Genomic DNA, 25,997 nt, shown 5'->3' on the forward strand with positions numbered 1-25,997 from the left:
CAATCCGGCCAGGGTCTGGCGTGCTTATCTGTGGGCTTGCCTACTGTTTGGATACCGCCATGAACCGCAACGACCTGCGCCGCGTCGACATGAACTTGTTGGTGATTTTCGAAGCGCTGATGTTCGAGAAGAACCTGACCCGGGTCGCCGAAAAGCTCTTCATGGGCCAACCGGCGGTGAGTGCGGCATTGGGCCGCCTGCGCGACCTGTTCGACGACCCGCTGCTGCTGCGTAATGGGCGCGGCATGGAGCCCACGCCACGCGCGGTGGCGATACTCAAGGAGTTGCAACCGGCCATGGACACCATTTCCGGTGCGGTCAGCCGTGCCAAGGATTTCGACCCTTCCACCAGTTGCGCGGTGTTTCGCATTGGCCTTTCGGACGACGCTGAATTTGGCCTGTTCCCACCGTTGCTCAGCCAACTGCGCGAAGAGGCACCGGGGATCATCGTGGTGGTGCGTCGGGCCAATTACCTGTTGATGTCGTCGCTGCTGGCCAGTGGTGAAATTACGGTCGGGGTGAGCTATACCACTGAGTTGCCGGCGAATGCCAAGCGCAAGAAGTTGCGGGACATTCCGTGCAAGGTCTTGCGTGGGGACGACGGCACCGAGCCGCTGACGCTGGATGACTACTGTGAGCGGCCCCATGCGATGGTGTCGTTTTCGGGGGACCTGAGTGGCAACATCGATCTGGACCTGGCCCGGATTGGCCGGGCACGCCGGGTGGTGTTGGCGGTGCCGCAGTTCAGTGGGTTGCGGGCGTTGTTGGCAGGCACGCAGATTATTGCGACGGTGCCGGATTATGCGGCGTGTGCGTTGACGGAGGGCACTTCGTTACGGGCGGAGGATCCGCCGTTTGCGATTGAGGAGGCGCAGTTGTCGATGGTGTGGAGTGGGGTGCATGACAATGATCCGGCGGAGCGGTGGTTGAGGGCTCGGATTGGGGAGCATATGGCTCGGGTGGTTTGATTGGGGGCAGCTAACCCAGGTTACCCACGGATTCAAGCCTGCGTTCGGGCAGCGTGTTTAACGCGGCCTTAGAGCCGACCGGTTGCATACTGTCGACCTCGGTCAACCTGTAGGAGCCGGCTTGCCGGCGATGGCATCACCCGGGTGTGCCTGCTGTACCGAGTCGCCTGTATCGCCGGCAAGCCAGCTCCTACAGGTATCTGCCTTTGATTCAATCACTCAGGCCGCCGTGCTTTGATCTTAGGCAGCCCCCCAAATAACGGATATGTACCCAACCAGCCCAATCCAATTGGTCACCCATTCTTAGCCCAAATTGGATATTCCTCCTCCAAGCGCCGATGACTAACCTAGCCATCAATCCCCACTGCCTTGGAGCATCACCATGCAAACCCGTACTGATTTCTACACCGCCTCCCCAGACGCCATGAAAGCCATGCTCGCCCTGGAAGCCGCCGTCGGCAAACTCTCCATCGAGCTGCCACTGCTGGAACTGGTACGCCTGCGGGTATCGCAGATCAACGGCTGCGCCTTCTGCCTCGACATGCACACTGCCGACGCCCGCAAAGGCGGCGAGACCGAACGCCGCCTGTACACCGTGTCAGCCTGGCGCGAAACACCGTTCTTCACCCCACGTGAACGTGCTGCACTGGCTTGGGCCGAAAGCCTGACCCTGATCAGCCACACCCACGCGCCCGACGAAGACTTCAACGCACTGGCCGCCGAATTCAGCGCCCAGGAGCAGGTCGACCTCAGCGTGGCAATCGCCACCATCAACAGCTGGAACCGCCTGGCCGTGGGTTTCCGCAAGATGCCGAAGTAAGCCTCAGAAATTCACCGAGGCACTCAGGCGCGCCGTCAATGGCGCGCCCTGAAACAGGTAGTCATCGCCCATGTATTCGCCCGCGTCGCGCCAGTAGCGCTTGTCGAACAGGTTGTCGACGCTCAGGCGAAACACCGTCTCATAGCCGTTCACCTGGGTGGTGTAGCGGCTGCCCACGTTCACCACCGCGTAATCCCCCACCTCCACATTGCCGCTGCGGTTGGCGTACTTCTTGGCGCTGTATTGCACGCCGCCCAGCACCGCCAGGCCATTCACCCACGGCAACGCGTAGTCGGCGTACAGGCTGGCGCGCAATTTGGGCACGTTGATCGCCTGGTGACCTTCGTAGTCCGCGGTACCACTGCCGGTCACGCGTGCGCGAATCGCCGCGACGCTGGTGGCGATTTGCAGACGCTCGGTGGCCCAGCCGTTGGCCGACAGTTCCAGACCGGTGTTTTTCTGCTCGCCCTGTTGCACATAGTCGAATGTGCCAGCGGTATTCGGTTTGGCGTACTGGTACGCCTGGCGGGTCTGGAACACGGCGGCGGCGAAGCTGATGCGGCGCCAGTCGTATTTCACCCCGGCTTCGATTTGACGTGAGGTGGTGGGCGCCAGGGTTTCGCCGTCGTTGGTGGTTGTCCACGGCGCCTGGCCGCCCAGGGACAGGCCTTTGTTGTAGCTGGTGTAGAGCGAGATATTTTCGACCGGCTTATAGATCAACGACGCCTGCGGCAGGAACACGTATTGCTGGGTGTGGCGTACCTGGGCGCCAGAGGTGCCGTCGAAGGCTTTTTCGTCCAGGCGCACTTCGCGGCCACCGAGGATGGTTTGCCATTGCTCGTTGAGGCGGATGCGGTCGGTGACGAACAGGCCGTACTGGCGACTGTCGAGGTTGCGATGGCTGTCGTTCAGCGGCTTGTCGGTGGGGGTGAAGGTTGGGGCGTCGACGTTGATGTTGGTGCTGCCGATGTATTCGTTGACCGACTTGCGCTTGTCGACCACTCGGCGAAAAGCGCTGGTGCCAAAGGTCAGCTCATGGCCCAGGCTGCCCGTGTTGAACAGCCCGGTCATGGCTGCCTGCACTTCGTCGTCGCGGCGGGTGTCGTCGGGGCTGCGGTAGTCGTAGACGTCATAGTCGCCGGTGGGGCTGAAGAAGGCGGTGCCGCAATCGGTCACGTAGAAGCAACCATAGGCAAACGAACTGTAGTCATCGATCACCACCTTGCTGCGCGCTGCACTCACGCTGCCTTTCCACTGATCATTGAAGCGGTATTCAAACTTGCCGTTGAGGTTCAGCGAGTCGATACCCACTTGCCTGGACCCGCTCTGGTGCCCCAGCAGTTTCTTCGGTGAGGCCCCGTGTGGCACCTCGGTGCCGCCCAGCAATTGGTAGCCCGGCACCGAGCGTTGTTGCTTGTCCTGGTATTCGGCGTCCAGTTGCAATACGGCATCGGGGCTGATGTTCCAGTCAAAGGCCAGGGACACAAAATCGCGCTGGCCATTGGCGTGCTCCACATAGGAATTGAGGTCTTCATGGGCCACGTTGGCGCGCAGGCCGAACTGTTGCTCGCTGCCAAACCAGCCGCCGACGTCGGTGGCGATATAGCCGCTGCCGCGATCATCGGTGGAGACCGTTACCGAGCGCACATCTTCCGGGCGCTTGGTCACGTAGTTGATCACGCCGCTCGGCTCGGAGATCCCGCTCTGCAGGCCCGCCAGGCCCTTGAGCACTTCCACCTGCTGCTTGTTTTCCAGGGCAACGTTCTGCTCGCCGGTGATGGTGCGTCCATTGATCTTGTAGCTGCTCGCCGCATTCAGCGAAAAGCCGCGCACCACAAAGTTTTCGTAGTAGCCGATGGGCGCATAGCTGTCTCCCACCGAGGCGTCGTTGCGCAGCACTTCACTGAGCAGGCGCGCCTGCTGGTCCTTGATCAGTGCGGCGTTGATCACCGTGATCGAGGCCGGGGTGTCGAGCAGTGGTGCTTCGTCGACGCCGCTCACCGAGGCGGTGTCGCTGCGGTAGCCGGATGCATCCTGGCCCTGGACCTTCACCGCCGGCAGTTCAAGGTCTGCCGCCAGGCTGTGACCGATGCCGCCGCTGAGCAGCAGACCGAGGGCGAAACGTGAGGTGACGACGGGACGAAAACGCAAAACCATGGGGGCAAGGCCTTAAAGCGCGGGCGGGGGGCGCATAAGCTAGGCATAAGTGCGCACTTTTACAAGAATGATTCGCACCTTGAGACATCCCGTCTCAGGCCGCATGCCAATCCATGTGCACCTCGACAGCCCGCAGCGCACCTGCGATAGACAAGGCTTCCCTCATCAATTGCAGGAGAACGCCATGAGTATTGCTGGAAAAGTCGCGCTGGTGACCGGCGCTGGGCAGGGCGTTGGCCGGGCCATCGCCTTGCGCCTGGCACAGGACGGTGCCGATATCGCCCTGGTGGACATCAATGGCGCCAAGCTCGAAGCCGTGGCCGCCGAAGTCGTCGCGCTGGACCGCAAGGCCTCTGTGTTCGTCGCTGACGTGGCCAAGCGCGAACAGGTGGTGGCGGCGGTGGAGCATGCGCACCTGACCCTGGGTGGCTTCCACATCATCGTCAACAATGCCGGTGTGGCGCAGATCGATTCGCTGTTGGACGTCAGCCCGGAACAGGTCGAGCGCACCCTGGGCATCAACGTGCAGGGCGTGTTGTGGGGCATCCAGGCCGCTGGCAAGAAATTCAAGGCGCTCAAGCAGAAGGGCAAGATCATCAACGCCTGCTCCATCGCCGGCCATGAAGGTTTTGCACTGCTGGGGGTGTACTCGGCCACCAAGTTTGCCGTGCGTGCCTTGACCCAGGCGGCAGCCAAGGAGTTGGCGAGCGCCGGGATTACCGTAAACGCCTACTGTCCGGGCGTGGTGGGCACCGATATGTGGGTCGAGATCGACAAGCGCATGGCCGAGATCACCGGCGCCGAAGTCGGTGCGACCTACAAGAAGTATGTGGATGGCATCGCCTTGGGCCGGGCGCAGACGCCGGAGGATGTGGCGGGGCTGGTCGCGTACCTGGCCGGGCCGGATGCGGACTACATGACCGGGCAATCGCCGCTGATCGACGGTGGCCTTGTCTACCGCTGACAGGTACTCAGTCCAATGTGGGAGGGGGCTTGCCCCCGATAGCAGTGTGTCAGCGCTGGAAGTATTGACTGATCCACCGCCATCGAGGCAAGCCCCCTCCCACCGTATTGACCCCGTTGTATCAGCGGGTTTTGTTGGGCATGTCGATGCCCAGTTGGGTGACGCGGCGGTACAGCGTTGCACGGGAAATCCCCAGCGCCTGCGCGGTCGGTAACGGCTTCCAGCGATGGCGAATCAGCGCATCCAGCACCACCTGGCGCTCGGGGCTCACGCTCGCTTCAACCATCTCCAGTACCCGTTCCCCACGCACTTCCACCGGCAAATCCGCCACCTGCACCGTCCCGCCCTCACACACCGCACAGGCATACGCCAGCACATATCGCAGTTGCCGCACATTGCCCGGCCACGCGTACCCCAACAGCAACTCCAATGCCGCCTGGCCGATACCCACCGTGATACCGCTGTTGCGCGCTTCCTGTTCCAGCAAACGGTTGATCAGCGCCAGTTTGTCGGTGCGCTCGCGCAGCGGCGGCAGGCAGAAGCGCGCGCAGCCGAGGCGAAAGTACAGGTCCTCGCGAAAGCGGCCCTCATTGACCAACACCGACAAATCGCGGTGACTGGCGCAAATCACCTGGATATCGACGGTACGGGTTTTCGCCGCGCCCAACGGTGCCACTTCACCTTCGGCCAGCACCCTCAGCAGGCGCGTCTGCAGGGCCAGAGGCATGTCGCCGATTTCATCGAGGAACAAGGTGCCGCCATCGGCCCGCACCAGCAGCCCGGGCATGCCTTTGCTGGCGGCGCCGGTAAAGGCGCCGGCCACATAGCCGAACAGCTCGCTCTCAATCAGGTTTTCCGGAATCGCCGCGCAGTTCACCGCCACGAACGGCCCACCGCGCCGGGCGCTGCGCTCGTGCAGTTGGCGGGCGAAGACTTCCTTGCCGGCGCCGGTTTCGCCTTGCACCAGTACCGGCAGGTTGCGGTCCTTGACCCGCACGGCCAGGCGCAGGTGTTCTTCGACACGGGCATCCACCAAGGGCACCAGCGGCGCTCGCGCCTGTTTGCGTCGGGGCGCGTTGACCCGCACGTGCAGCGCACCCGGTTCTCCCAGCCAATGCAGTTGCTGGGTGGACTGGTCGGTGACGGCGCGCAAGGCGCTCAGGTCGAACACCTCGCCGATGTGCGCCGGCACCTGGCCAAAGCGCCGGCGCAAGGCCTGGCGCGCCTTGCTGTTCAAGGCCAGCAGGCGGCCGTCCTGGTCCCAGGCCAGCAGCAGGTCGGGCTGGCTGTCCACATAACCCGGTGTGCTGTGGGCTTGCAGCACCCAGTGCTGCTGGGCGCTGTGCATGAAGAAGGCGTTCTCGATGGCCTCGGCACTGTGCGCCACCAACTGGCGTATCAGGTGCTGGCTGCGGCGGTCATCCGGCGATTTGAGCGCCGAGGCGTCCATCACTCCCAGCAGGTTGCCCTGGGGATCGAAGATCGGCGCGGCGGAGCAGGTCAGGCCGATGAAGGCTGCACGGAAGTGGTCGCGTTTGTGCACCGTCACCGCCGATTGACTGGTGAGCACGGTGGCCACGCCGCAGGTGCCTTCTTCGGCTTCCGACCAGCAGGTGCCGAGGTACAGGCCAGCCTTGCGGCAATCGCTGCGGATCGAGGCGTCCACGCGGTGGTCGATGGTCTGGCCCTGGGCATCGGTGAGCATCACGCAGTAGTCGGCCTGGCGCACACGGTGATGCAGTTGCCCGACGGCTTCGCCGGCAATGCGCATGAACAGTTCGGCGCGTTCGCGGCATTCCTTGAGCAAGGGTTCGCTGAGGATGCGTGGCCCCTGCAGGGAGCCGGGGTCCAGGTGGTGTTGCTCCATGGAGCGCCGCCACGAATCGAAGATCAGCGACGGCACCGGCGCCTGGGGCAGGCGGTCGGCATTGCGGACCACGCGACTGACGCAGTCGACGTGCTCCCTGGAGTTCGCGGCGAGCATAAGGCCTCCGGTTCTCGGTCTTTGTTGTTATGCCCGCCATTAAGCGCGCATGCGTCGGGCGCGACAAGCGCGGCCTGACCAACAGCCCGGCATGAGACGCAGCGTCTCAAACCGGCTGAGATGCCGCCTTCGAGTCGCAATGCCGCGTCTCATTCTGCGATCCCGGCCGGGTTGCGACAACCGCTCTGGATCAAGGTTATGCCAGGTTTTTTACCGCCTTGGCACAGGCTGTGCTGAAGGCCCTGTAGCTGACCACGATCAGCCTTCTGTGTGCCGAGACAACCTGGAGAACAACAAGATGTCCACTCACCTGTCCACCGATCAACTGCTGCATGCCTACACCGTGATGCGCACCATCCGTGATTTCGAAGAACGCCTGCACGTGGAATTCGCCACCGGCGAGATCCCCGGTTTCGTGCACCTCTACGCCGGCCAGGAAGCCAGTGCCGCCGGAGTCATGGCTCACCTCAACGATGAAGATTGCATCGCCTCCAACCACCGTGGCCACGGCCATTGCATCGCCAAGGGCGTGGATGTGTTCGGCATGATGGCCGAGATCTACGGCAAGAAAACCGGTGTGTGTGGCGGTAAAGGCGGCTCCATGCACATTGCCGACCAGGAGAAGGGCATGCTCGGCGCCAACGGCATTGTCGGCGCGGGTGCGCCGTTGGCGGCCGGTGCGGCGCTGGCCTCCAGGCTCAAGGGCAGCCAGGGCGTGGCCGTGGCGTTTTTTGGCGACGGTGGCTCCAACGAAGGTGCGGTGTTCGAAGCGATGAACCTGGCCTCGATCATGAAACTGCCGTGCCTGTTCGTTGCGGAAAACAACGGCTATGCCGAGGCCACCGGATCCGGTTGGTCGGTAGCGTGCAAGGACATCGCCGAGCGTGCCGTGGGGTTTGGCATGCCGGGGGTGATTGTCGATGGCAATGATTTCTTCGCCGTGCACGCAGCGCTTGGTGTTGCCGTGGAACGTGCGCGCAAGGGCGACGGGCCAACCTTGGTCGAAGTGAAATTGAGCCGCTTCTACGGCCATTTCGAAGGCGATGCACAAACCTATCGCGGCCCCGATGAAGTGAAGAACCTGCGGGAACACGCCGATTGCCTGGCGCTGTTCCGCCAGCGTTGCAGCACTGAAGGCTGGCTGGACGCAGCGCAATTCGAGCGCATCGATGGCGAGGTCGCCCAGCTCATCGACGACGCCGTGCGCCTGGCCAAGTCGGATCCCAAGCCCCAGGCCGCCGACCTGCTCAGCGATGTCTACGTCGCCTACCACTCATAACAACAATTCGTGGAGAGAATTTCATGGCTCGCAAAATCAGCTACCAGCAGGCAATCAACGAAGCCCTGGCCCAGGAAATGCGCCGCGACCAGAGCGTGTTCATCATCGGCCAGGACGTGTCCGGCGGCACCGGTTCCCCTGGCGAGCAGGACGCCTGGGGCGGTGTGCTTGGCGTGACCAAGGGCCTGTACCCGGAGTTTCCCGACCGCGTGCTCGATGCGCCGCTGTCCGAAGTCGGCTACGTGGGCATGGCCGTCGGCGCTGCCACCCGTGGCATGCGCCCGGTGTGCGAACTGATGTTCGTCGACTTTATCGGCTGCTGCCTCGACCAGTTGCTCAACCAGGCCGCCAAGTTCCGCTACATGTTCGGCGGCAAGACCACCACGCCGCTGGTAGTGCGCGCCATGTACGGCGCCGGGCTGCGGGCGGCCGCCCAGCATTCGCAGATGCTCACCTCGATGTGGACACATATTCCCGGCCTCAAGGTGGTGTGCCCAGCCACGCCCTATGACGCCAAGGGCATGTTGATCCAGGCGATCCGCGACAATGACCCGGTGATCTTCCTCGAGCACAAGATGCTCTACAGCCTGCAGGGCGAAGTGCCCGAAGAGCTGTACACCGTGCCTTTCGGTGAAGCCAATTTTGTCCGCGAGGGCAGGGATGTGACCCTGGTGACCTACGGGCGAATGGTGCACATCACCCTGGAAGCCGCGACCAGCCTGGCGCGACAAGGCATCGATTGCGAGGTGCTGGACCTGCGCACCACCAGTCCGTTGGATGCCGACAGCATCCTCGAAAGCGTGGAAAAGACCGGGCGCCTGGTGGTGATCGACGAGTCCAACCCGCGCTGCTCGATTGCCACCGATATCAGTGCATTGGTCGCCCAGCAGGGTTTTTCTTTCCTGCGCGCGCCAATCGAAATGGTCACCGCGCCGCACACGCCGGTGCCGTTCTCCGATGCGCTGGAAGACCTGTACATCCCCAACGCCGCGAAGATCGAAGCCGCGGTGCTGAAGATCGCCGACAAGAGGAATGCCGCATGATCCATACCTTGACCATGCCCAAGTGGGGGCTGTCGATGACCGAGGGGCGCATCGATGTCTGGCTCAAGCAACCCGGCGACCGGGTGGAGAAGGGCGAAGAAGTGTTGGACGTGGAGACCGATAAGCTCTCCAGCAGTGTCGAGGCGCCGTTCAATGGCGTGCTGCGCCGTGTGTTGGCACTGAGCGACGAAACCCTGCCGGTGGGCGCGTTGCTGGGGATTGTGGTGGAGGGCGAAGCCACCGAAGAGGAAATCGATGCGGTGATCGACAGCTTCAATGCCGGGTTTGTCTCCAGCAGTGCCGAAACCGAAGCTTCGGGACCGAGTGCGCAGAAAGTCGAGATAGGCGGGCTTCTGTTGCGCTATCTCGAGCTGGGCGAGGGTGGCACGCCGTTGGTACTGATTCACGGATTCGGGGGGGATCTGAACAACTGGCTGTTCAATCAACCGGTATTGGCCGCCGAACGCCGGGTAATCGCCCTGGACCTGCCAGGGCATGGCGAGTCGGGCAAGCAACTGCGTAGCGGCGATGCCGAGGAACTGAGCCTTGCGGTGCTGGCCTTGCTCGATCACCTCAGGCTCGACCGCGTACACCTGGCCGGGCATTCCATGGGTGGGCTGGTCGCACTGACCGTTGCCGACCAGGCGCACGCGCGTGTTGCCTCATTGACCCTGATCGCCAGCGCCGGCCTCGGCCAGGAGATCAACGGCGATTACTTGCAAGGGTTTGCCGACGCCAGCAACCGCAATGCCCTCAAGCCGCCACTGACCCAACTGTTCAGCGACCCCGCGCTGGTGACGCGGCAGATGCTGGAGGACATGCTCAAGTTCAAGCGCCTGGAAGGGGTGGACAAGGCGCTGCAGCAGCTCAATACCGCGTTGTTCGAGGGCGGACGACAGAAGCTGGACTTACGTCATCGCGTGGGCCGGCAGCCGAGCCTGGTGATCTGGGGCAGTGACGATGCGATCATCCCCGCCCGGCATGCCGAGGGGTTGGATGCCCAGGTGGAAATTCTGCCGGGGCAGGGGCATATGGTGCAGTTGGAGGCGGCGGAGCGGGTCAACCAGGTGATGGCCGCTTTTCTCAAGTCCCAACCTTGAAATACAGCCCAATGTGGGGGGGGGTAAGCCCCTTCCCACCATTTGGATTGGGTTTCAAACGCAACGCTTCAGGGTTTCGCTTGGAAGCTCTTTGAACAGGGCGCGGTAGCTGCTGGAAAACCGCCCCAAATGCCAGAACGACCAATTCATCGCCACCTCGGCCACGGTGGTCCCGGTTGAATTGAGCAACTCCCGCCGCGCCCCATTCAACCTGCGCAAGCGCAACCACTGCGCCGGGCTCATCCCGGTGTAGGTCTTGAACCCCTGTTGCAATTGGCGCAACGGCACCCCGGCGATCTGCGCCAGTTCCAGCAGGTTGACCGTTTCGTCCGGCGCGTCTGCTGCCCATTCGCCGATGCGCGCCATCAACCGGCGCTCTTCACTGCGCCGCTGCAACGAGTGACGGTCCAGGCACACGCAGGCGTTGTCGAGGATAAACAGGCAATCGTCGAGCAGTTGCTGGGTGAGGGCGTCGCGGCTGGCGGGGTCGATCTCGGCGGACAGGCGGGTGAGGGTGCCACTCAACCAACGGCTGAACAGCGCGTTCTGCTGGCAGGTCAGCGGCGCCATGAACAAACCTTCGAGTTTCGCCACATCCAGGCCGTGGCGCTGCACGAACTGCGGCCCGAACACCACCGCCACTTCACGGTAGTTTTCCGGGGTGATCCAGGTGTTGCGGCTTTCGCCATTGAGCAGGTATAGCGCGTTGTCGCTGCCGTCGAAACAGAACGCCAGAGCGCCGGCAGGCGCGTTGAAATGCTGCTCCACGCGGGTGTTCATGCACTCTTCGTACACCTCCACACCTTGCAGGTCGAGGTAGCGGATTTGCCCGGCAAAATGCCCGGGAGACATCTGCTGGTACTGCTGCACCCAGCCGGGGGTCGCACTGCATTGGGCGGCCACATCACCGGTGGTGAAGGCCTGTACGCGCAAAGCTGTTGCCTGTGTCATGGGAAACCTGGGCGCACTCTATTGGTGCGTTGTGGGTCGTGCAAAGTGGATAGATGCTGCCGTGCGGCGGCCTCAAGATAGACCTCAATGCGCCAGGAGTACAAGCCGGCGCATGCCCCCCACCCATGACGAGGTCCTTATGAACGCCCCCTTCGATCAGCTGTCCGCCTGGCTGAAAGAACACAAGATTACCGAAGTCGAATGCGTGATCAGTGATTTGACTGGCATCGCACGCGGCAAGATTGCGCCCACCAACAAGTTCCTGCATGAGCGAGGCATGCGCCTGCCGGAAAGTGTGCTGCTGCAAACGGTAACCGGGGACTTTGTCGACGACGATATCTACTACGACCTGCTCGACCCGGCCGACATCGACATGATCTGCCGCCCGGTGTCCAACGCCACCTACGTGGTGCCATGGGCCATCGAGCCCACCGCGATTGTGATCCACGACACCTTCGACAAGCAGGGCAACCCCATCGAGCTGTCGCCGCGCAACGTGCTGAAGAAAGTCCTGCAGCTCTACACCGACAAAGGCTGGCAGCCGATTGTCGCGCCGGAAATGGAGTTCTACCTGACCCAGCGCTGCGAAGACCCGGACCTGCCGCTGAAAACACCGATTGGTCGCTCCGGCCGCGCCGAGACCGGGCGCCAGTCGTTTTCCATCGACGCGGCCAACGAATTCGACCCGTTGTTCGAAGACGTCTACGACTGGTGCGAAGCCCAGGGCCTGGACCTCGATACGCTGATCCACGAAGACGGCCCGGCGCAGATGGAAATCAACTTCCGCCACGGTGACGCCCTCGACCTGGCCGACCAGATCACCGTGTTCAAGCGCACCCTGCGCGAGGCCGCGCTCAAGCACAACGTGGCCGCGACCTTCATGGCCAAACCCGTGGCCGACGAGCCGGGCAGCGCCATGCACCTGCACCAGAGCGTGGTCGACATCGCCACCGGCAAGCCGGTGTTCGTCGACGCCGAGGGCAACAAGAGCCAATTGTTCCTGCACCATATCGGCGGCCTGCAGAAGTACATCCCCAAGCTGCTGCCGATGTTCGCGCCCAACGTGAACTCGTTCCGCCGCTTTTTGCCGGATACCTCGGCACCGGTGAACGTGGAGTGGGGCGAAGAAAACCGCACTGTCGGCCTGCGCGTACCCACCTCCAGCCCCGACGCCATGCGTGTGGAAAACCGCCTGCCCGGCGCCGATGCCAATCCCTACCTGGCGATTGCCGCTAGTCTGTTGTGTGGCTACCTGGGCATGGTCGAGCAGATCGAACCGAGCGCACCGGTGGAGGGCCGCGCCTACGAGCGCCGCAACCTGCGCCTGCCATTCACCCTCGAAGATGCGCTGGCACGCATGGAGGACTGCGACACGGTCAAGCAGTACCTGGGCGATAAATTCGTGCGTGGCTACGTCGCGGTCAAACGCGCCGAGCACGAGAATTTCAAGCGGGTGATCAGTTCCTGGGAACGTGAGTTCCTGCTGTTGAGCGTCTAAAAAACCAATAAAGGGGTGTCGATATGCGTCTTGTGAAACAGCTTCTCCCGCTGGCCCTGGTGGCCGCGTTCAGCAGCACCAGCCAGGCAGCGCCGACGGTCAGCGTCTACAACTGGACCGACTACATCGGCGAGACCACCCTGGCCGACTTCCAGGCCAAGACCGGGATCAAGCCGATCTACGACGTGTTCGATTCCAATGAAACCCTGGAGGGCAAGTTGCTTGCCGGGCGCACCGGCTATGACGTGGTAGTGCCGTCCAACCACTTCCTGGCACGCCAGGTAAAGGCCGGTGCGTTCCTCAAACTCGACCGTGCGCAGTTGCCCAACTTCAAGAACCTCGACCCCAAGCTGCTCAAGCTGCTGGAGAAAAACGACCCAGGTAATGCGCACTCGGTGCCCTACCTGTGGGGCACCAATGGCATCGGCTACAACGTCGACAAGGTCAAGCAGGTGCTGGGCATCGACCACATCGATTCGTGGGCGGTGCTGTTCGAGCCCGAGAACATCAAGAAGCTCAACCAGTGCGGCGTGGCCTTTCTCGATTCGGCGGATGAGCTGTTCCCGGCGATCCTCAACTACATGGGCAAGGACCCGCGCAGCGAGAATCCCGAGGACTACAAGCAGGCCGAAGCCAAGCTGCTGACGCTGCGGCCGTACATCACCTACTTCCATTCCTCCAAGTACATCTCGGATTTGGCCAACGGTGATATCTGCGTGGCATTCGGTTATTCCGGCGACGTGTTCCAGGCCGCCAACCGCGCCAAGGAAGCCAAGAACGGCGTGAACATCGCTTATTCGATTCCCAAGGAAGGCTCCAACCTGTGGTTCGACCTGCTGGCGATTCCCGCCGACGCGAGCAACCCGAAAGAAGCCCACGCCTTCATTAACTATCTGCTCGACCCTGAAGTGATCGCCAAGGTCAGCGCCTCGGTGGGTTATGCCAACGCCAACCCCGCCGCCAAGGCCTTCATGGACCCGGAACTGGTGAACAACCCCGAGGTGTACCCGCCGCAGGAAGTACTCGACAAACTCTATATTTCCACCACGCCGACCCCGGCGACCATGCGCCTGATGACCCGCGCCTGGAGCAAAGTGAAGACCAACAAATGATTCAATCGACTGACCACGCCCGGTCCTACTACCGGGCCACGGCCAACGCCCTGGTGGAGCGCCCGGCACTGGGCGCCGACCTGACTGCCGACGTGTGTGTGATCGGCGGCGGGTTCACCGGCGTCAACACCGCCATCGAACTGGCCCAACGTGGGCTCTCGGTGATCCTGCTGGAGGCCCGGCGCATCGGCTGGGGCGCCAGCGGGCGCAACGGCGGGCAACTGATTCGCGGCATCGGCCATGACGTGTCGGGGTTTGCCAAATACGTGGGCGAGGAGGGCGTGCGCTACCTGGAACGCGCTGGCATCGAGTCGGTGGCGCTGGTGGGCGAGCGCATTCGCGAGCACAGCATCGACTGCGACTTGCGCTGGGGCTTTTGTGAGTTGGCGAATACGCCGGCGCAGTTCGCGGCGTTCAAGGACGAGCAGGCGCACTTGGCGCAACTGGGGTACACCCATGAAACCCGCCTGGTCGGTGCGCAGGACCTGCAACAGGTGGTCGGTTCGACCGTGTATGCCGGGGGGCTGGTGGACATGGGCTCCGGGCATTTGCATCCGCTGAACCTGGTACTGGGTGAGGCGCGGCTGGCCGAGTCCCTTGGGGTGCGGATCTTCGAGCACACCGAGGTGCTGGAACTGCTCCACGGCGACACGGTTCAAGTCCGTTGCGCCGGCGGTACGGTGCGCGCCGCCAGCCTGGTGCTGGCCTGCAATGCGCACCTGGAGGAACTGGAACCGCGCTTGAGCGGCAAGGTGCTCCCGGCGGGCAGCTACATCATCGCCACCGAGCCGTTGTCGGAAGACGTGGCCAACCAGTTGATCCCGCAGAACCTTGCGCTGTGCGACCAGAAAGTCGGCCTGGATTACTATCGATTGTCCGCTGACCGCCGCCTGCTATTCGGCGGCGCCTGCCATTACTCCGGGCGCGATCCGGTGGACATCGCCGCCTATATGCAGCCGAAAATGCTCAAGGTGTTCCCGCAACTGGCCCATACCGCCATTGAGTTTCAGTGGGGCGGCAAGATCGGCATTACCGCCAACCGCTTTCCGCAGGTGGGGCGCTTGAAGCAATACCCGAATGTGTTTTATGCCCAGGGCTATTCCGGGCATGGGTTGAACGTGACCCACTGGTGCGCAAAGTTGCTGGCCGAAGGTATCCACGCCGGCCACAGCACGGGCCTGGATATTTTCAGCCAGGTGCCACACATGACCTTTCCCGGCGGCAAGGCGTTGCGTTCGCCGCTGCTGGCGTTGGGGATGTTGTGGTATCGCCTGCGGGAGGTGATCTAACCGACACCACCATCCTAATGTGGGAGCGGGCTTGCTCGCGAAAGCGATCTTTCAGTGACACATGCACTGACTGATCCACCGCATTCGCGAGCAAGCCCGCTCCCACAGTTTTGAACGGCGTCAGGCCTTGGGTTCGGTTAGCACTTTGCGGAAGGTTTCCACCAGTGGCCGCAGGTTGATCCGATGCCACGCTGCCCACAATGGTGTGGTGTAGCTCAGCCACGGCAACTCCCGCAACACCACACCGGGTGGGGCATTGCGGCTCAGGCCTTTTTGTACCATCGCCACGCCCAACCCCGAAGCCACCAGGCCCAACGCGGTAAACGGTTCACCGGCTTCCATGGGGATCTGCGGGGTGAAGCCGGCGCGAATGCAGGCGGCCACAAAGTCGTCGGCGGGGTTGGCGCCAGGTTTGCGTTGCACGCCGATCCACTCCTGGCCGGCCAGGTGCTCGGGCAACAACTCGCTTTGATGGGCCAATGGATGGTGCTCGGGCAACGCCAGCAGCATGGGCTCGTCCAGCACTTGCCGTGCGATCAGGTCCGGGTCGTCGGCAGCCGGTGGTTCGCCGACCAGGGCGATGTCCAGGCTGCGTTGGCGCAGGCCTTCGAGTTGTTCCAGCGACGGCAGGTTATACAGCTTGATATGCACGGTGGGGCGGTCGTCGCGCAGGATGCGCAGGGCATTGGGCAATACACCGGCATGCATGGCGTTTTCGATATAGCCGATGCACAGGCCACCTTCTTCACCACGGCCCAGGCGCTTGCCCAGGGATTCCAGGCGATTGGCGTGGGTCAGCAAGGCCCTGGTTTCAGCCAGGAAAGTCTGGCCGTCGCGGGTCAGGCGGATGCGTTGCTGGCTGCGTTCAAACAGGGTCAGGCCCAGGCGTTCTTCAAGCTGGGCGATCTGCCGGCTCAGCGGCGACTGCGAGATGTGCAGGCGTTCGGCTGCACGGCCGACGTGTTCTTCTTCGGCGACTACTTCGAAGTAGCGCAGTTGGCGGAGATCGATCATGTTAGACCTACGAGGACTCAAGTGGGTCGCAGTATGTCTTGGACGGTCCGATCTCTGCAATCTAGGATCTGCTCAACGGTCACAGCGACCCCTGCACCCATTGAGGATCCACCATGAGCTTGAAAGATAAACTTCCCGGCCAACTCGGCTTTGGCACCGCACCGCTGGGCAACATGTTCCGCGCCATTCCTGAAGACGAGGCCCAGGCCACCGTGGAGGCTGCCTGGAGCGCCGGCGTGCGCTATTTCGACACCGCGCCGTTCTACGGCTCGGGCCTCTCTGAAATCCGCCTGGGCCAAGCCCTGTCGCAGTACAACCGCGACGACTTCGTGCTCAGCACCAAGGTCGGCCGGGTGATTCTCGACGAAATCGAAGCAAGCCCCCGTGACCTCGGCGAAAAAAGCGGTGTGTTCGAACACGGTCGCCCGAACAAGATGGTCAACGACTACAGCGCCGACGCGACGATGCGCTCGATTGAAGACAGCCTGGCCCGCCTGAACACCGATCGCCTCGACATCGTGTGGATCCATGACATCGCCCAGGACTTCTACGGCGACCAGTGGCTGGAGTACTTCAACCAGGCCCGTACCGGTGCGTTCAAAGTGCTGACTCGCTTGCGCGAAGAGGGCGTGATCAAGGCCTGGGGCCTGGGTGTGAACCGCGTCGAGCCGTGCGAGCTGACCCTGGACCTGACTGAAGCGCAACCCGACGGCTTTTTGCTGGCCGGCCGCTACACTTTGCTGGACCACGACCGCGCCCTGCAACGCTTGATGGATGCGGCCCTGGCACAGAACGTCGAGATCGTCGTCGGTGGCCCCTACAGCTCCGGCATCCTCGCCGGTGGCGCGCACTTTGAGTACCAGCCAGCCAGCCCGGCGATCATCAGCAAGGTTGAGCAGATCAAGGCGATTGCCCAGGCGTTTGGCGTGAGCGTAAAGGCCGCCGCGCTGCAATTCTCCCTGGCGCATCCGGCCGTGGCTGCGGTGATCCCAGGCGCCAGTCGTCCGGGGCGGATTGCCGAAGACGTTGCGGCGTTGTCAGAGAAGATCCCGGCAGCCTTCTGGCAGGCCCTGCGCGATGGCCGATTGATTTCGGACCGTGCACCACTGCCGCTTTAACTTCAGGAGTTCAACCCATGAAAATCGATGTAAGCGGCAAAGTGGCCATCGTCAGCGGCAGCACGGCTGGCATAGGCCTGGGCATCAGCCAGGCACTCGCGGCATCCGGCGCTACTGTGGTGGTAATCGGGCGTGAGGCCGGCAAGGTCGATGACGCACTGGCGAGCATCCGCCAGGCCGTCCCCGATGCGGACCTGCGTGGGCTGGTGGCTGACCTTGGCACAGCCGAGGGCGCAGAAAAACTCTTCGCCGCCGAACCGCGTGCCGACATCCTGGTCAACAACCTGGGCATCTTCAACGATGTGGATTTCTTCGAGGCCCCGGACAGCGAATGGACACGCTTTTATGAGGTCAATGTGATCTCCGGTGTACGCCTGGCGCGGCATTACGTGCCGGGCATGGTCGGGCAGGGTTGGGGGCGGGTGATCTTTCTGTCGTCGGAGTCCGGCGTGGCGACACCGGCGGACATGATCAATTACGGCGTGACCAAGAGCGCCAATCTGGCGGTGTCCCATGGCCTGGCCAAGCGCCTGGCGGGCACCGGTGTGACGGTAAACGCGGTGTTGCCTGGCCCGACCTTTACGGACGGCCTGGAGCAGATGCTCAAGGACGCGACACAAAAATCCGGGCGCAGTGCGCGGGACGAGGCGGATGTGTTTGTGCGTAATGCGCGGCCGACGTCGATCATCCAGCGCGCGGCGAATGTAGATGAAGTCGCCAACCTGGTGGCGTACATTGCTTCACCCCTGTCTTCTGCAACCACAGGTGCTGCATTGCGGGTCGACGGCGGTGTTGTCGACAGCATGGCCATCTGAATTGTTTTCTATTTTCTGGAGTAATTAACGTGGCAACAGCGTCTTCTGTAATTGAAATCCCGGTCTCGGCCGATCAGGTCTGGCAATTGGTCGGTGGCTTCAACAGCCTGCCGGACTGGCTGCCGTTTATCGTCAAGAGCGAGCCAAGCGATGGCGGCCGCGTGCGTCACCTGCAAACCGCCGACGGTGGCGTGGTGGTGGAGCGGTTGCAGAGCTTTGATAACGTTGGGCGCACCTACAGCTACACCATCGAGCAGTCACCGTTCCCGGTGAGTGCTTACCTGGCGACATTGCAGGTTGAGGCCTTGACCGAAACGTCGGCGAAAGTGACCTGGTCGGGTGTGTTCACGCCGGCGACGGGGACTACGGATGCGGCGGTGGAGGAATTGTTTGCCGGTGTCTACAGCGGTGGGCTTGAGGCGTTGCGGGCCAATTTCCCAGACTGAAACTGAACCTGTGGTGACTGGGTTTTGTGGTGAGCGGGTTTGCCCCGCGCTGGGTTGCGCAGCAGCCCCAAAAATCTTGGGAGCGCTACGCACTCCAGCGCGAGCAAGCTCGCTCACCACAGCAAGCCCGCTCACCACAGCGAGCCTGCTCACCGAAGTAAATCTCAACAGCGCAAGCTATTCGGGCATGAGCTGCTGGCGGCATTCCAGGACTAATCTGGCACCGCCTTGTTCACTGGTACCCACTTCCAACTTGAACCCATGCAAGTTGATGATCGCCGCCACAATCGACAAGCCCAACCCGAACCCGCCTTGCTGGTCGCTTTCATCCACGCGATAGAAGCGCTGGAACACTGCGTCACGTTCCGCCGCCGGGATGCCCGGTCCGGAGTCGTGCACTTCGATGCGTGTGCTGCCGGCGTCATTGACCCCACGCAGAATCACCTCGCCGCCCGGTGGGGAGAACTTGATCGAGTTGCTCAGCAGGTTGGACAGGGCTTCGAACAACAGGGCGCGGTCGCCGGTGATCCACGGCAGGGATTCCGGGGTTTCGAGCCGCAGCTGCAATTCGCCTTCTTCGGCCAGGGGCAGGTAGAAGTCGTGCAGTTCGCGCAACAGTGGCAACGGGTCCATCACCAGGAAGCCTGATCGACGCTGGTGGTCTTCCAGTTCGGAGATACGCAACAGCCCGCGAAAGCGCGCCATCAGCGTATCGGTTTCGGCAATCGCGTCATCCAGTTTCACCGCGTAGTCCGACTCCGCCTCGGCCTCCTGCTTGATCCGGTACAACTGCGCGCGCAAGCGTGTCAGCGGGGTGCGCAGGTCGTGGGCGATGTTGTCGCACACGCCCTTGACCTCGTTCATCAGCTTCTCGATGCGGTCGAGCATGGCGTTGACGATGGCCGCGAGCATGTCCAGTTCGTCGCGTCGGTTCGATAGCGGCAGGCGGTGGGTCAAGTCGCCGGCAACGATGGCTTCGGCGCTGGCCTGGATCCCGCGAATTCGTCGCAACGGGCGTCGACGCAATAAATGCCAGCCGGCAGCGCCAGGGATAATCGTCAAGGACAACGCCCACAGCAGGGCATGCCAGATGATCCGGGTCACGCCAAACAGCGAACCGTTGGCGCGCACCAGCACCAGCCAGCGGCCGTCTTCGGTGTGGGTGGCCACGGCGTCGCAGCTGTCCTTGGGCAATTTGGGGTCGTTGGATTCCACGCAATTGGCCAGGGCGTGGATCTTGCCGTCCAGGGGCAGGTCCGGCGGAATCGCGCGGATCGGCCCACTGAGCGGGCGGAACTGCTCATCGAACAGCCCGTAGGCGTCCACGCCCTTCATGTCGAAGGTCATGCTGGTGGTCAGGGCTTCCACCAGTTCCTCGCCGTCGAAGCGCTGGAACAGGTGCTGGCGTTGCATCAGGGAATGGCGCGACAGGTCGCCCAGGTAACCGGACACCTCGTAATACAGCACCCCCATGAGGATGCAGCTCCAGGCCACGAACAGCGAACTGTACAACGCCAGCAGGCGACTGCTGGAGGAGCGCCAGCCTTTAGAGGGGTTCAGCAATGACATAACCGGAACCTCGTACCGTGCGGATCAGCGGCGTGAGGCCCGGTGGGTCGATCTTTTTGCGCAGGCGACCGATGTGCACGTCGATCAGGTTGGTGCCCGGGTCGAAGTGATAACCCCAGACCTCCTCGAAGATCATCATGCGTGACAGGATCTGCCCGGTGTTGCGCATCAGGAATTCCAGCAGCTTGTATTCGGTGGGCAGCAGGCTCAGGGGCTGATCGGCGCGACTGGCTTCGCGGCTGATCAGGTTCAGCTCCAGGTCGGCGACACGCAGGGCGGTTTCGAATTCCTTGACCGTGCTTTTGCGCCGTAGCAGCACTTCGACGCGGGCCGCCATCTCGTCCGAGGCGAACGGCTTGGTGAGGTAATCGTCACCACCGGCGCGCAGGCCGCGCACGCGCTCGTCAACGTCGGAGAGGGCGCTGATCATCAGGATCGGCGTGGAGACGCCAATGGTGCGCAGTGTCGTGACGATGGCGAGGCCATCGAGTTCCGGCAGCATGCGGTCGAGGGTGATCAAGTCGTAGTCCCCGCTCACGGCGCGGACCAGGCCTTCGCGGCCGTTGTCTACCCAGTCTACGTCCAGTCCATGGCTACTCAGCTCGGCGACGATCTCGCGGGCCGTTACGGCGTCATCCTCGATGGTCAAAATACGGGTCATGGGATTACCTTTCACACTGGAAGACCGCATTCGCCGGCAAGCCGGCGCCTACAGAAGTAGGGGTATTTTGCCAAGAAATGGCTGAACGCTTCCTAAATAAAACTTCATGTTGGCAAAACTGACACAGATTTCATCCATTGGCACAGGTCATTGTAGGAGACGGCTTGCCGGCGATCGCGGTCTATCGGCCAACTATCGGGTCGGTTGGAATGGCGCTAGCACCGGCATACCGGCCCCTGCAGGTTGGTGGCTGGCGTGAGATTGCATTACGCCCGCCTTTTGCGGTGATTTCTTGCAAGTTGCATGGTGTAGGTTAGTTCAATTTACTTAAATTATTGAAATATAAGGACTTTAAATTTTGCGCCGACTGGCATGGTGCCTGCACTGTCCCTTTTGAGACTTGTAACACTATTTTTCTGCCTTGGAGCAAAACAACAATGATCACATCCTCATCCACGCTGCAAGAATCGAGCTCGCTCTCCGGGGTTTCCTGGGGGGCGATTTTTGCCGGGGCTGCCGCCGCGGCCGCGCTGTCGCTGATCCTGGTATTGCTGGGTTTCGGCCTGGGCTTTTCGGCGGTGTCGCCGTGGGCTGACAGCGGTATCAGTGCCAAGGGCCTTGGCATTTCCACGATTGTCTGGCTGGCGTTTACCCAGATCGTCGCGTCCGGGCTGGGCGGTTATATCGCCGGCCGGTTGCGGGTGAAGTGGGCCAACATGCACGGTGATGAGGTGTACTTCCGCGACACTGCCCATGGCTTCCTGGCCTGGGCGGTTGCCACGCTGATCACCGCGGTGCTGGTGGTGGGCTCGGTCAGCAGTGTTGTCAGCGGTGGTGTGAAAGCGGGTGCCAGTGTTGCCGCCGGCGCGGCCAGCGGTATCACTCAAGCCGCTGGCAGTGCAGCCAAGGGCGTCAACGGTGGCGATTTCGACTATTACGTCGACAGCCTGTTCCGTGATGATCGCCCGGTTGCCGTCAGTGATGACGCCGCCCATGGCGTGGTTGCCCGCATCTTTACCCGCACCCTGAGCAACGATGGCCAACTGGCCCCTGAAGACCGTGCCTACCTGGCCCAGTTGATCAGCCAGCGCACCAACCTCAGCCAGGCGGACGCCGAAGCGCGTATCGACAAGGTCTATGGCGATGCCCGTAAAGCTGTTGAAGACGCCAAGCTCAAAGCCAAGCAAGCCGCTGACACCGCCGCAAAAGTCGCTGCCTATACCTCGCTGTGGACCTTTGTCGCGCTGTTGATCGGTGCATTCTTCGCCAGCTTCGCAGCCACCTTTGGCGGTCGCCGTCGCGATGCCGTGGTGTATGTCGAAACCGAACACTTCGTACGTTAATTCAAGGAGAACATCATGCGCTCATTACTGCTTTGGTTCCTCGGTGTGCCTATTCCGGTGATCATTTTGATTGCGATCTTTATGCACTGATAGCACGTCTTAATCGGTAGAAAATGTGGGAGTGGGTTTGTTTGCGAAAGGCGTGTATCAGCGACTCATGAGTTGGCTGATACGGCGCTTTCGCGGGCAAGCCCGCTCCCACATTTGGTTTTGTGCAGGGTCAGCCAGCTTTTGGCCAGTCGGAGGGGCCAGATGTTCGTCAGGCCCTTACGCGGTGTGCGGATAATCACCTGCACATCCGAGAGGTGCGGCTAAGCCGTTATTAACCATTTGGCCAGCACGCGGCCGTGATAGCGGATCTGTGCCAGGGTCAGCGCGGTGTAGCCAATGATCACCGCAGGCGGTTGCCCAGCATACCAAGCGGCGAAACAGGTTCGCGCCGAGCATGTAGCCGCTGATGGTAGCGGCGAACACCAGGGCGTACGCGGTGGCCGTCAGATGGAAGCCCCGTTGCAGCAGCGCACGTTCAGGCCTATCCCGGCAGCGTATTCCCAACCCCTAACGCTGAGCAATAAATGTGGGGACCTTCAGAGGCTCATGCTCAGTCATCAAATCCAACCTGCTCATGAATCTCATCCACCTTCAATTCCAACCGATACGCCACCGCAATAAACAACGCCTGGCACAAGCACAGCGTGGCGCTCAACGAACGAAACGCAAACGACGACCCCTCATTCACCAACAGCACGGCGTTCGCCCGCTTGGCCAGTGGCGACAGGTTACTGTCGGTGATGATCAGGGTCTTGGCCTGGTGGTGCTGGGCGATGCGCAGGCAGTGCTGGGTCTCTTTGCCGTAGGGCGTAAAGCTGATGGCGATCACCAGGTCATTGGCGCGCACGCTGCGCATCTGCTCGCGGTAGCTGCCGCCCAGGCCTGAAATCAGGTGGATGCGCTTGTTGGTGTGCTGCAGGTTGTAGACCAGGTAATCGGCCACCGCAAAAGAGCGGCGCACGCCGACTACGTAGATATTGTCGGCATTCACCACCAGGTCCACGGCTTTGTCGAACGCGACATCATCCAACTCCAGCCCCAGACGCTCGATGCCGGACAAGGTCGCGTTGACGCATTCGCGCGCCAGGTCACCCCCGCTGGCCTTCTGCGATTTGTTGGCGATCATGCTGCGGATGCGTTGCTGGTAGTTCTGCACCGGCGTGGTCTTGTGGGTGTAGGCCTCGCGGAACAGCGCCTGCATCTCACTAAACCCGCTGAACCCGAAGCGTTGCGAGAAGCGCACGATGGCCGACGGGTGCACTTCGCACTCGCGGGCGATGTCGCTGATGCGGTCGACCATGATCCGGTCGCTCTGCTGGCTCATGTAGCTGGCGATGCGCTTGAGCTGGCGCGGCAGGCTTTCGTATTCGTCGGTGATCAGCTGCAACAGGCGCTCGGCATTGATCGGAGGGCTGGCGATAGAGTCTTCCAGGGTGGTCTCGGGATCGGTGCGGGACATGGGCAATCCTTCTGGCGTTGTTGTCTGTTGCGCTGATGGGTGGCGCAAGTCTACAGGGTAGGCGCAAAAAAATACCCCGGCATCACGGCCGGCGTGGCCTGCTGAAACGATGCACTGCGTTGGGAGTGCCGTTGTACAAGCTTAATGGAAAAAATATTCCAATGAAAAAATATCTGGAATAAATATTGATTGGCGTCGCCGGACGTTCTAGTCTGCTCCCACCAAGAGCGTTTGCCATCGCCACGGCGGCACAACGCAGGCTGATAAAAATAACAGGAGCCAGCATGGGCCAGACTCGTTTTGCCAGTGGGCGTCAATTGGATCTGATTTGCCTCGGGCGCCTGGGCGTCGACCTCTATGCACAGCAAGTGGGTGCGCGGCTTGAGGACGTGTCCAGCTTCGCCAAGTACCTCGGCGGGTCCTCCGCCAACATCGCCTTTGGCACCGCACGGCTTGGGCTCAAGTCGGCGATGCTGAGCCGGGTGGGCGACGACCACATGGGGCGTTTCCTGGTGGAGTCCCTGGCCCGCGAAGGCTGCGATGTCAGCGGCATCAAGGTCGACCCGGAACGCCTCACCGCCCTGGTGTTGCTCGGCCTCAAGGACCGCGAAACCTTCCCCCTGGTGTTCTACCGCGAAAACTGCGCCGACATGGCCCTGCGCGCCGAAGACATCAGCGAAGCCTTTATCGCCTCCAGCAAGGCGCTGCTGATCACCGGCACGCATTTCTCCACCGACGGCGTGTACAAGGCCAGCATCCAGGCACTGGATTACGCGGCCAAGCACAACGTCAAGTGCGTGCTGGATATCGACTACCGCCCAGTGCTGTGGGGCCTGGCAGGCAAGGCCGACGGCGAAACCCGCTTTGTGGCCGATCAGAATGTCAGCCAGCACGTGCAGAAAATCCTGCCGCGCTTCGACCTGATCGTCGGCACCGAAGAAGAATTCCTGATCGCGGGGGGCAGTGAAGATTTGCTCAGCGCGCTGCGTAACGTGCGTGAGCTGACCCCGGCGACCCTGGTGGTCAAGCTCGGCCCGCAGGGCTGCACGGTGATTCACGGCGCCATCCCCGCACGCCTGGAAGACGGCGCCATCTACCCCGGTGTGCGCGTGGAAGTGCTCAATGTGCTGGGGGCCGGCGATGCGTTCATGTCGGGGTTCCTCAGTGGTTGGATCAATGACGCCAGCGATGAGCGCTGCAGCCAGTTGGCCAATGCCTGTGGCGGCCTGGTCGTGTCGCGCCATGCGTGTGCTCCGGCCATGCCGACACCCGCGGAGCTGGAGTACCTGTTCAACAGCCCGGTGCCGATTACCCGTCCGGACCAGGACGTGACCCTGCAACGCCTGCACCGCGTGACAGTGCCGCGCAAGGCCTGGAAGCAGCTATTCGTGTTTGCCTTCGACCACCGCTGGCAACTGGTGGACCTGGCGCAGAAGGGCGGCCAGGACCCGGCGCGCATCAGCGATGCCAAGCAACTGTTTATCCAGGCCATCGAACGCGTCGAGAAAAAACTCGCCGAGCAAGGTGTAGAAGCCGATGTCGGTCTACTGGCCGACCAACGCTTCGGCCAGGACGCGCTCAACGCCGCCAGCGGTCGCGGTTGGTGGATCGCACGCCCGGTCGAGGTGCAGAACTCTCGGCCGCTGGCGTTCGAACACGGTCGCTCGGTGGGCAGCAACCTGATTGCCTGGCCCCAGGAGCAAATCATCAAATGCCTGGTGCAATTTCACCCGGATGACGAGCCGATGCTGCGCCTGGAGCAAGAGGCACAACTCAAGGCGGTATATGAGGCGTCGATTGTCAGCGGCCATGAACTGCTGCTGGAAGTCATCCCGCCCAAGGATCACCCGTCCACCTACCCGGATGTGCTCTACCGCAGCCTCAAGCGCCTGTACAACCTGGGTATCTACCCGGCGTGGTGGAAGATCGAGGCGCAATCGGCCGAAGACTGGAAAAAGCTCGACGAACTGATCCAGGAGCGCGATCCGTACTGCCGTGGCGTGGTGTTGTTGGGCCTGAATGCGTCGGCGGAATTTCTCGCCGACGGTTTCCAGCAGGCCAGCCAGAGCACCACCTGCCGTGGCTTTGCCGTGGGCCGCACGATCTTCCAGGAACCGAGCCGCGCGTGGATGGCCGGGGAGATTGATGACGAGACCTTGATCCAGCAAGTCCAGGCCACCTTCGAACAGCTCATTAACGCCTGGCGCAGTGCTCGGACCTAAGCACAGCTCCAGATAGGGAATGCAATCAAATGTGGGAGCGGGCTTGCTCGCGAATGCGGTGCATCAGCTACAAATTCTTCAACTGATACACCGCATTCGCGAGCACGCCCGCTCCCACATAAAGCAGCTCTCAT

General features: G+C 62.1%; 21 protein-coding genes. 14 read left to right on the top strand and 7 right to left on the bottom strand.

Translation table 11 applies throughout. The features are described 5' to 3' along the window. Positions 1 to 59 precede the first annotated feature (59 nt). Together KUA23_RS11980 and KUA23_RS11985 are read left to right on the top strand one after the other, a co-directional pair. The gene (locus KUA23_RS11980) at positions 60 to 968 is read left to right on the top strand and encodes a LysR family transcriptional regulator (RefSeq protein ID WP_099493800.1); all 909 of its coding nucleotides are present in this window, start codon (positions 60 to 62) and stop codon (positions 966 to 968) included. Between the two features lie 382 nt (positions 969 to 1,350). Then, positions 1,351 to 1,788 carry a carboxymuconolactone decarboxylase family protein gene (locus KUA23_RS11985; protein WP_078048013.1) on the top strand — a complete coding sequence of 146 codons (438 nt, stop codon included), beginning with the start codon at positions 1,351 to 1,353 and terminating at the stop codon, positions 1,786 to 1,788. Positions 1,789 to 1,791: 3 nt separating this feature from the next. Here the strand turns inward: KUA23_RS11985 and KUA23_RS11990 are convergent, their stop codons facing one another. Beyond that, positions 1,792 to 3,945: a TonB-dependent siderophore receptor gene (locus KUA23_RS11990; protein WP_252994006.1), complete on the bottom strand. Its 2,154-nt coding sequence runs from the start codon at positions 3,943 to 3,945 to the stop codon at positions 1,792 to 1,794. 184 nt (positions 3,946 to 4,129) lie between these two features. Between KUA23_RS11990 and KUA23_RS11995 the strand changes: the two genes are divergently transcribed. Then, the gene (locus tag KUA23_RS11995) at positions 4,130 to 4,909 is read left to right on the top strand and encodes an acetoin reductase (RefSeq protein ID WP_252994007.1); all 780 of its coding nucleotides are present in this window, start codon (positions 4,130 to 4,132) and stop codon (positions 4,907 to 4,909) included. Between the two features lie 121 nt (positions 4,910 to 5,030). Here KUA23_RS11995 and KUA23_RS12000 read toward each other — a convergent pair whose 3' ends face one another. Beyond that, positions 5,031 to 6,893: a sigma-54-dependent Fis family transcriptional regulator gene (locus KUA23_RS12000; protein ID WP_099493796.1), complete on the bottom strand. Its 1,863-nt coding sequence runs from the start codon at positions 6,891 to 6,893 to the stop codon at positions 5,031 to 5,033. Between the two features lie 298 nt (positions 6,894 to 7,191). Here KUA23_RS12000 and KUA23_RS12005 point away from each other — a divergent pair, with 298 nt between their 5' ends. From KUA23_RS12005 to KUA23_RS12015, 3 genes are read left to right on the top strand one after another with little or no spacing between them, the layout of a single operon-like run. After that, a complete protein-coding gene (locus KUA23_RS12005) occupies positions 7,192 to 8,172 on the top strand; it encodes a thiamine pyrophosphate-dependent dehydrogenase E1 component subunit alpha (RefSeq protein WP_078048017.1) in 981 nt (326 codons plus the stop codon). A 23-nt stretch (positions 8,173 to 8,195) separates the two neighbouring features. After that, positions 8,196 to 9,215, top strand: a complete 1,020-nt coding sequence (locus KUA23_RS12010) for an alpha-ketoacid dehydrogenase subunit beta (protein WP_252994008.1) — start codon at positions 8,196 to 8,198, stop codon at positions 9,213 to 9,215. After that, complete coding sequence (locus tag KUA23_RS12015; RefSeq protein ID WP_099493795.1) at positions 9,212 to 10,315, top strand: acetoin dehydrogenase dihydrolipoyllysine-residue acetyltransferase subunit; 1,104 nt, start codon at positions 9,212 to 9,214, stop codon at positions 10,313 to 10,315. Before KUA23_RS12010 ends, KUA23_RS12015 begins: the two co-directional genes overlap by 4 nt. A 54-nt stretch (positions 10,316 to 10,369) precedes the next feature. Here the strand turns inward: KUA23_RS12015 and KUA23_RS12020 are convergent, their stop codons facing one another. Further along, the gene (locus KUA23_RS12020; RefSeq protein WP_100490978.1) at positions 10,370 to 11,266 is read right to left on the bottom strand and encodes a helix-turn-helix domain-containing protein; all 897 of its coding nucleotides are present in this window, start codon (positions 11,264 to 11,266) and stop codon (positions 10,370 to 10,372) included. A 139-nt stretch (positions 11,267 to 11,405) separates the two neighbouring features. Between KUA23_RS12020 and KUA23_RS12025 the strand changes: the two genes are divergently transcribed. The 3 genes from KUA23_RS12025 to KUA23_RS12035 are packed head-to-tail and all read left to right on the top strand — an operon-like array spanning position 11,406 to position 15,165. Next, positions 11,406 to 12,764, top strand: coding sequence for a glutamine synthetase family protein (locus KUA23_RS12025; RefSeq protein WP_078048020.1), 1,359 nt, complete (start codon positions 11,406 to 11,408; stop codon positions 12,762 to 12,764). 23 nt (positions 12,765 to 12,787) lie between these two features. Further along, positions 12,788 to 13,876, top strand: a complete 1,089-nt coding sequence (locus KUA23_RS12030; protein ID WP_078048021.1) for a polyamine ABC transporter substrate-binding protein — start codon at positions 12,788 to 12,790, stop codon at positions 13,874 to 13,876. Beyond that, entirely contained in the window at positions 13,873 to 15,165 is a 1,293-nt protein-coding gene (locus KUA23_RS12035) for an NAD(P)/FAD-dependent oxidoreductase (RefSeq protein ID WP_100490977.1), read from the top strand. The genes KUA23_RS12030 and KUA23_RS12035 overlap by 4 nt, the downstream gene beginning before the upstream one ends. Positions 15,166 to 15,285: 120 nt before the next feature. Here KUA23_RS12035 and KUA23_RS12040 read toward each other — a convergent pair whose 3' ends face one another. Beyond that, complete coding sequence (locus KUA23_RS12040) at positions 15,286 to 16,179, bottom strand: LysR substrate-binding domain-containing protein (protein WP_100490976.1); 894 nt, start codon at positions 16,177 to 16,179, stop codon at positions 15,286 to 15,288. A gap of 113 nt (positions 16,180 to 16,292) precedes the next feature. Between KUA23_RS12040 and KUA23_RS12045 the strand changes: the two genes are divergently transcribed. From KUA23_RS12045 to KUA23_RS12055, 3 genes are read left to right on the top strand one after another with little or no spacing between them, the layout of a single operon-like run. Next, complete coding sequence (locus KUA23_RS12045) at positions 16,293 to 17,297, top strand: aldo/keto reductase (protein WP_252994009.1); 1,005 nt, start codon at positions 16,293 to 16,295, stop codon at positions 17,295 to 17,297. Positions 17,298 to 17,314: 17 nt separating this feature from the next. After that, positions 17,315 to 18,112, top strand: coding sequence for an SDR family NAD(P)-dependent oxidoreductase (locus KUA23_RS12050; protein WP_100490974.1), 798 nt, complete (start codon positions 17,315 to 17,317; stop codon positions 18,110 to 18,112). A 29-nt stretch (positions 18,113 to 18,141) separates the two neighbouring features. After that, positions 18,142 to 18,558, top strand: a complete 417-nt coding sequence (locus KUA23_RS12055) for an SRPBCC family protein (protein WP_078048026.1) — start codon at positions 18,142 to 18,144, stop codon at positions 18,556 to 18,558. A 177-nt stretch (positions 18,559 to 18,735) separates the two neighbouring features. On the opposite strand, the gene KUA23_RS12060 is transcribed toward KUA23_RS12055, so the two are convergent. Then, positions 18,736 to 20,127: a sensor histidine kinase gene (locus KUA23_RS12060; RefSeq protein ID WP_252994010.1), complete on the bottom strand. Its 1,392-nt coding sequence runs from the start codon at positions 20,125 to 20,127 to the stop codon at positions 18,736 to 18,738. Next, the gene (locus tag KUA23_RS12065; protein ID WP_010564812.1) at positions 20,105 to 20,788 is read right to left on the bottom strand and encodes a response regulator transcription factor; all 684 of its coding nucleotides are present in this window, start codon (positions 20,786 to 20,788) and stop codon (positions 20,105 to 20,107) included. The genes KUA23_RS12060 and KUA23_RS12065 overlap by 23 nt, the downstream gene beginning before the upstream one ends. 437 nt (positions 20,789 to 21,225) lie before the next feature. Between KUA23_RS12065 and KUA23_RS12070 the strand changes: the two genes are divergently transcribed. Beyond that, positions 21,226 to 22,131 (top strand): hypothetical protein, encoded by a 906-nt coding sequence (locus KUA23_RS12070; RefSeq protein WP_099493444.1) that lies wholly within the window; start codon positions 21,226 to 21,228, stop codon positions 22,129 to 22,131. 601 nt (positions 22,132 to 22,732) lie between these two features. Here KUA23_RS12070 and KUA23_RS12075 read toward each other — a convergent pair. Beyond that, positions 22,733 to 23,641 carry a MurR/RpiR family transcriptional regulator gene (locus KUA23_RS12075; protein ID WP_012723775.1) on the bottom strand — a complete coding sequence of 303 codons (909 nt, stop codon included), beginning with the start codon at positions 23,639 to 23,641 and terminating at the stop codon, positions 22,733 to 22,735. A 284-nt stretch (positions 23,642 to 23,925) separates the two neighbouring features. Here KUA23_RS12075 and KUA23_RS12080 point away from each other — a divergent pair, with 284 nt between their 5' ends. Further along, a complete protein-coding gene (locus KUA23_RS12080) occupies positions 23,926 to 25,863 on the top strand; it encodes a bifunctional 5-dehydro-2-deoxygluconokinase/5-dehydro-2-deoxyphosphogluconate aldolase (RefSeq protein WP_252994011.1) in 1,938 nt (645 codons plus the stop codon). Positions 25,864 to 25,997: the final 134 nt, after the last annotated feature.

Origin of the sequence: Pseudomonas pergaminensis (assembly GCF_024112395.2) — a bacterium.
Classification (GTDB): Bacteria; Pseudomonadota; Gammaproteobacteria; order Pseudomonadales; family Pseudomonadaceae; genus Aquipseudomonas; species Aquipseudomonas pergaminensis.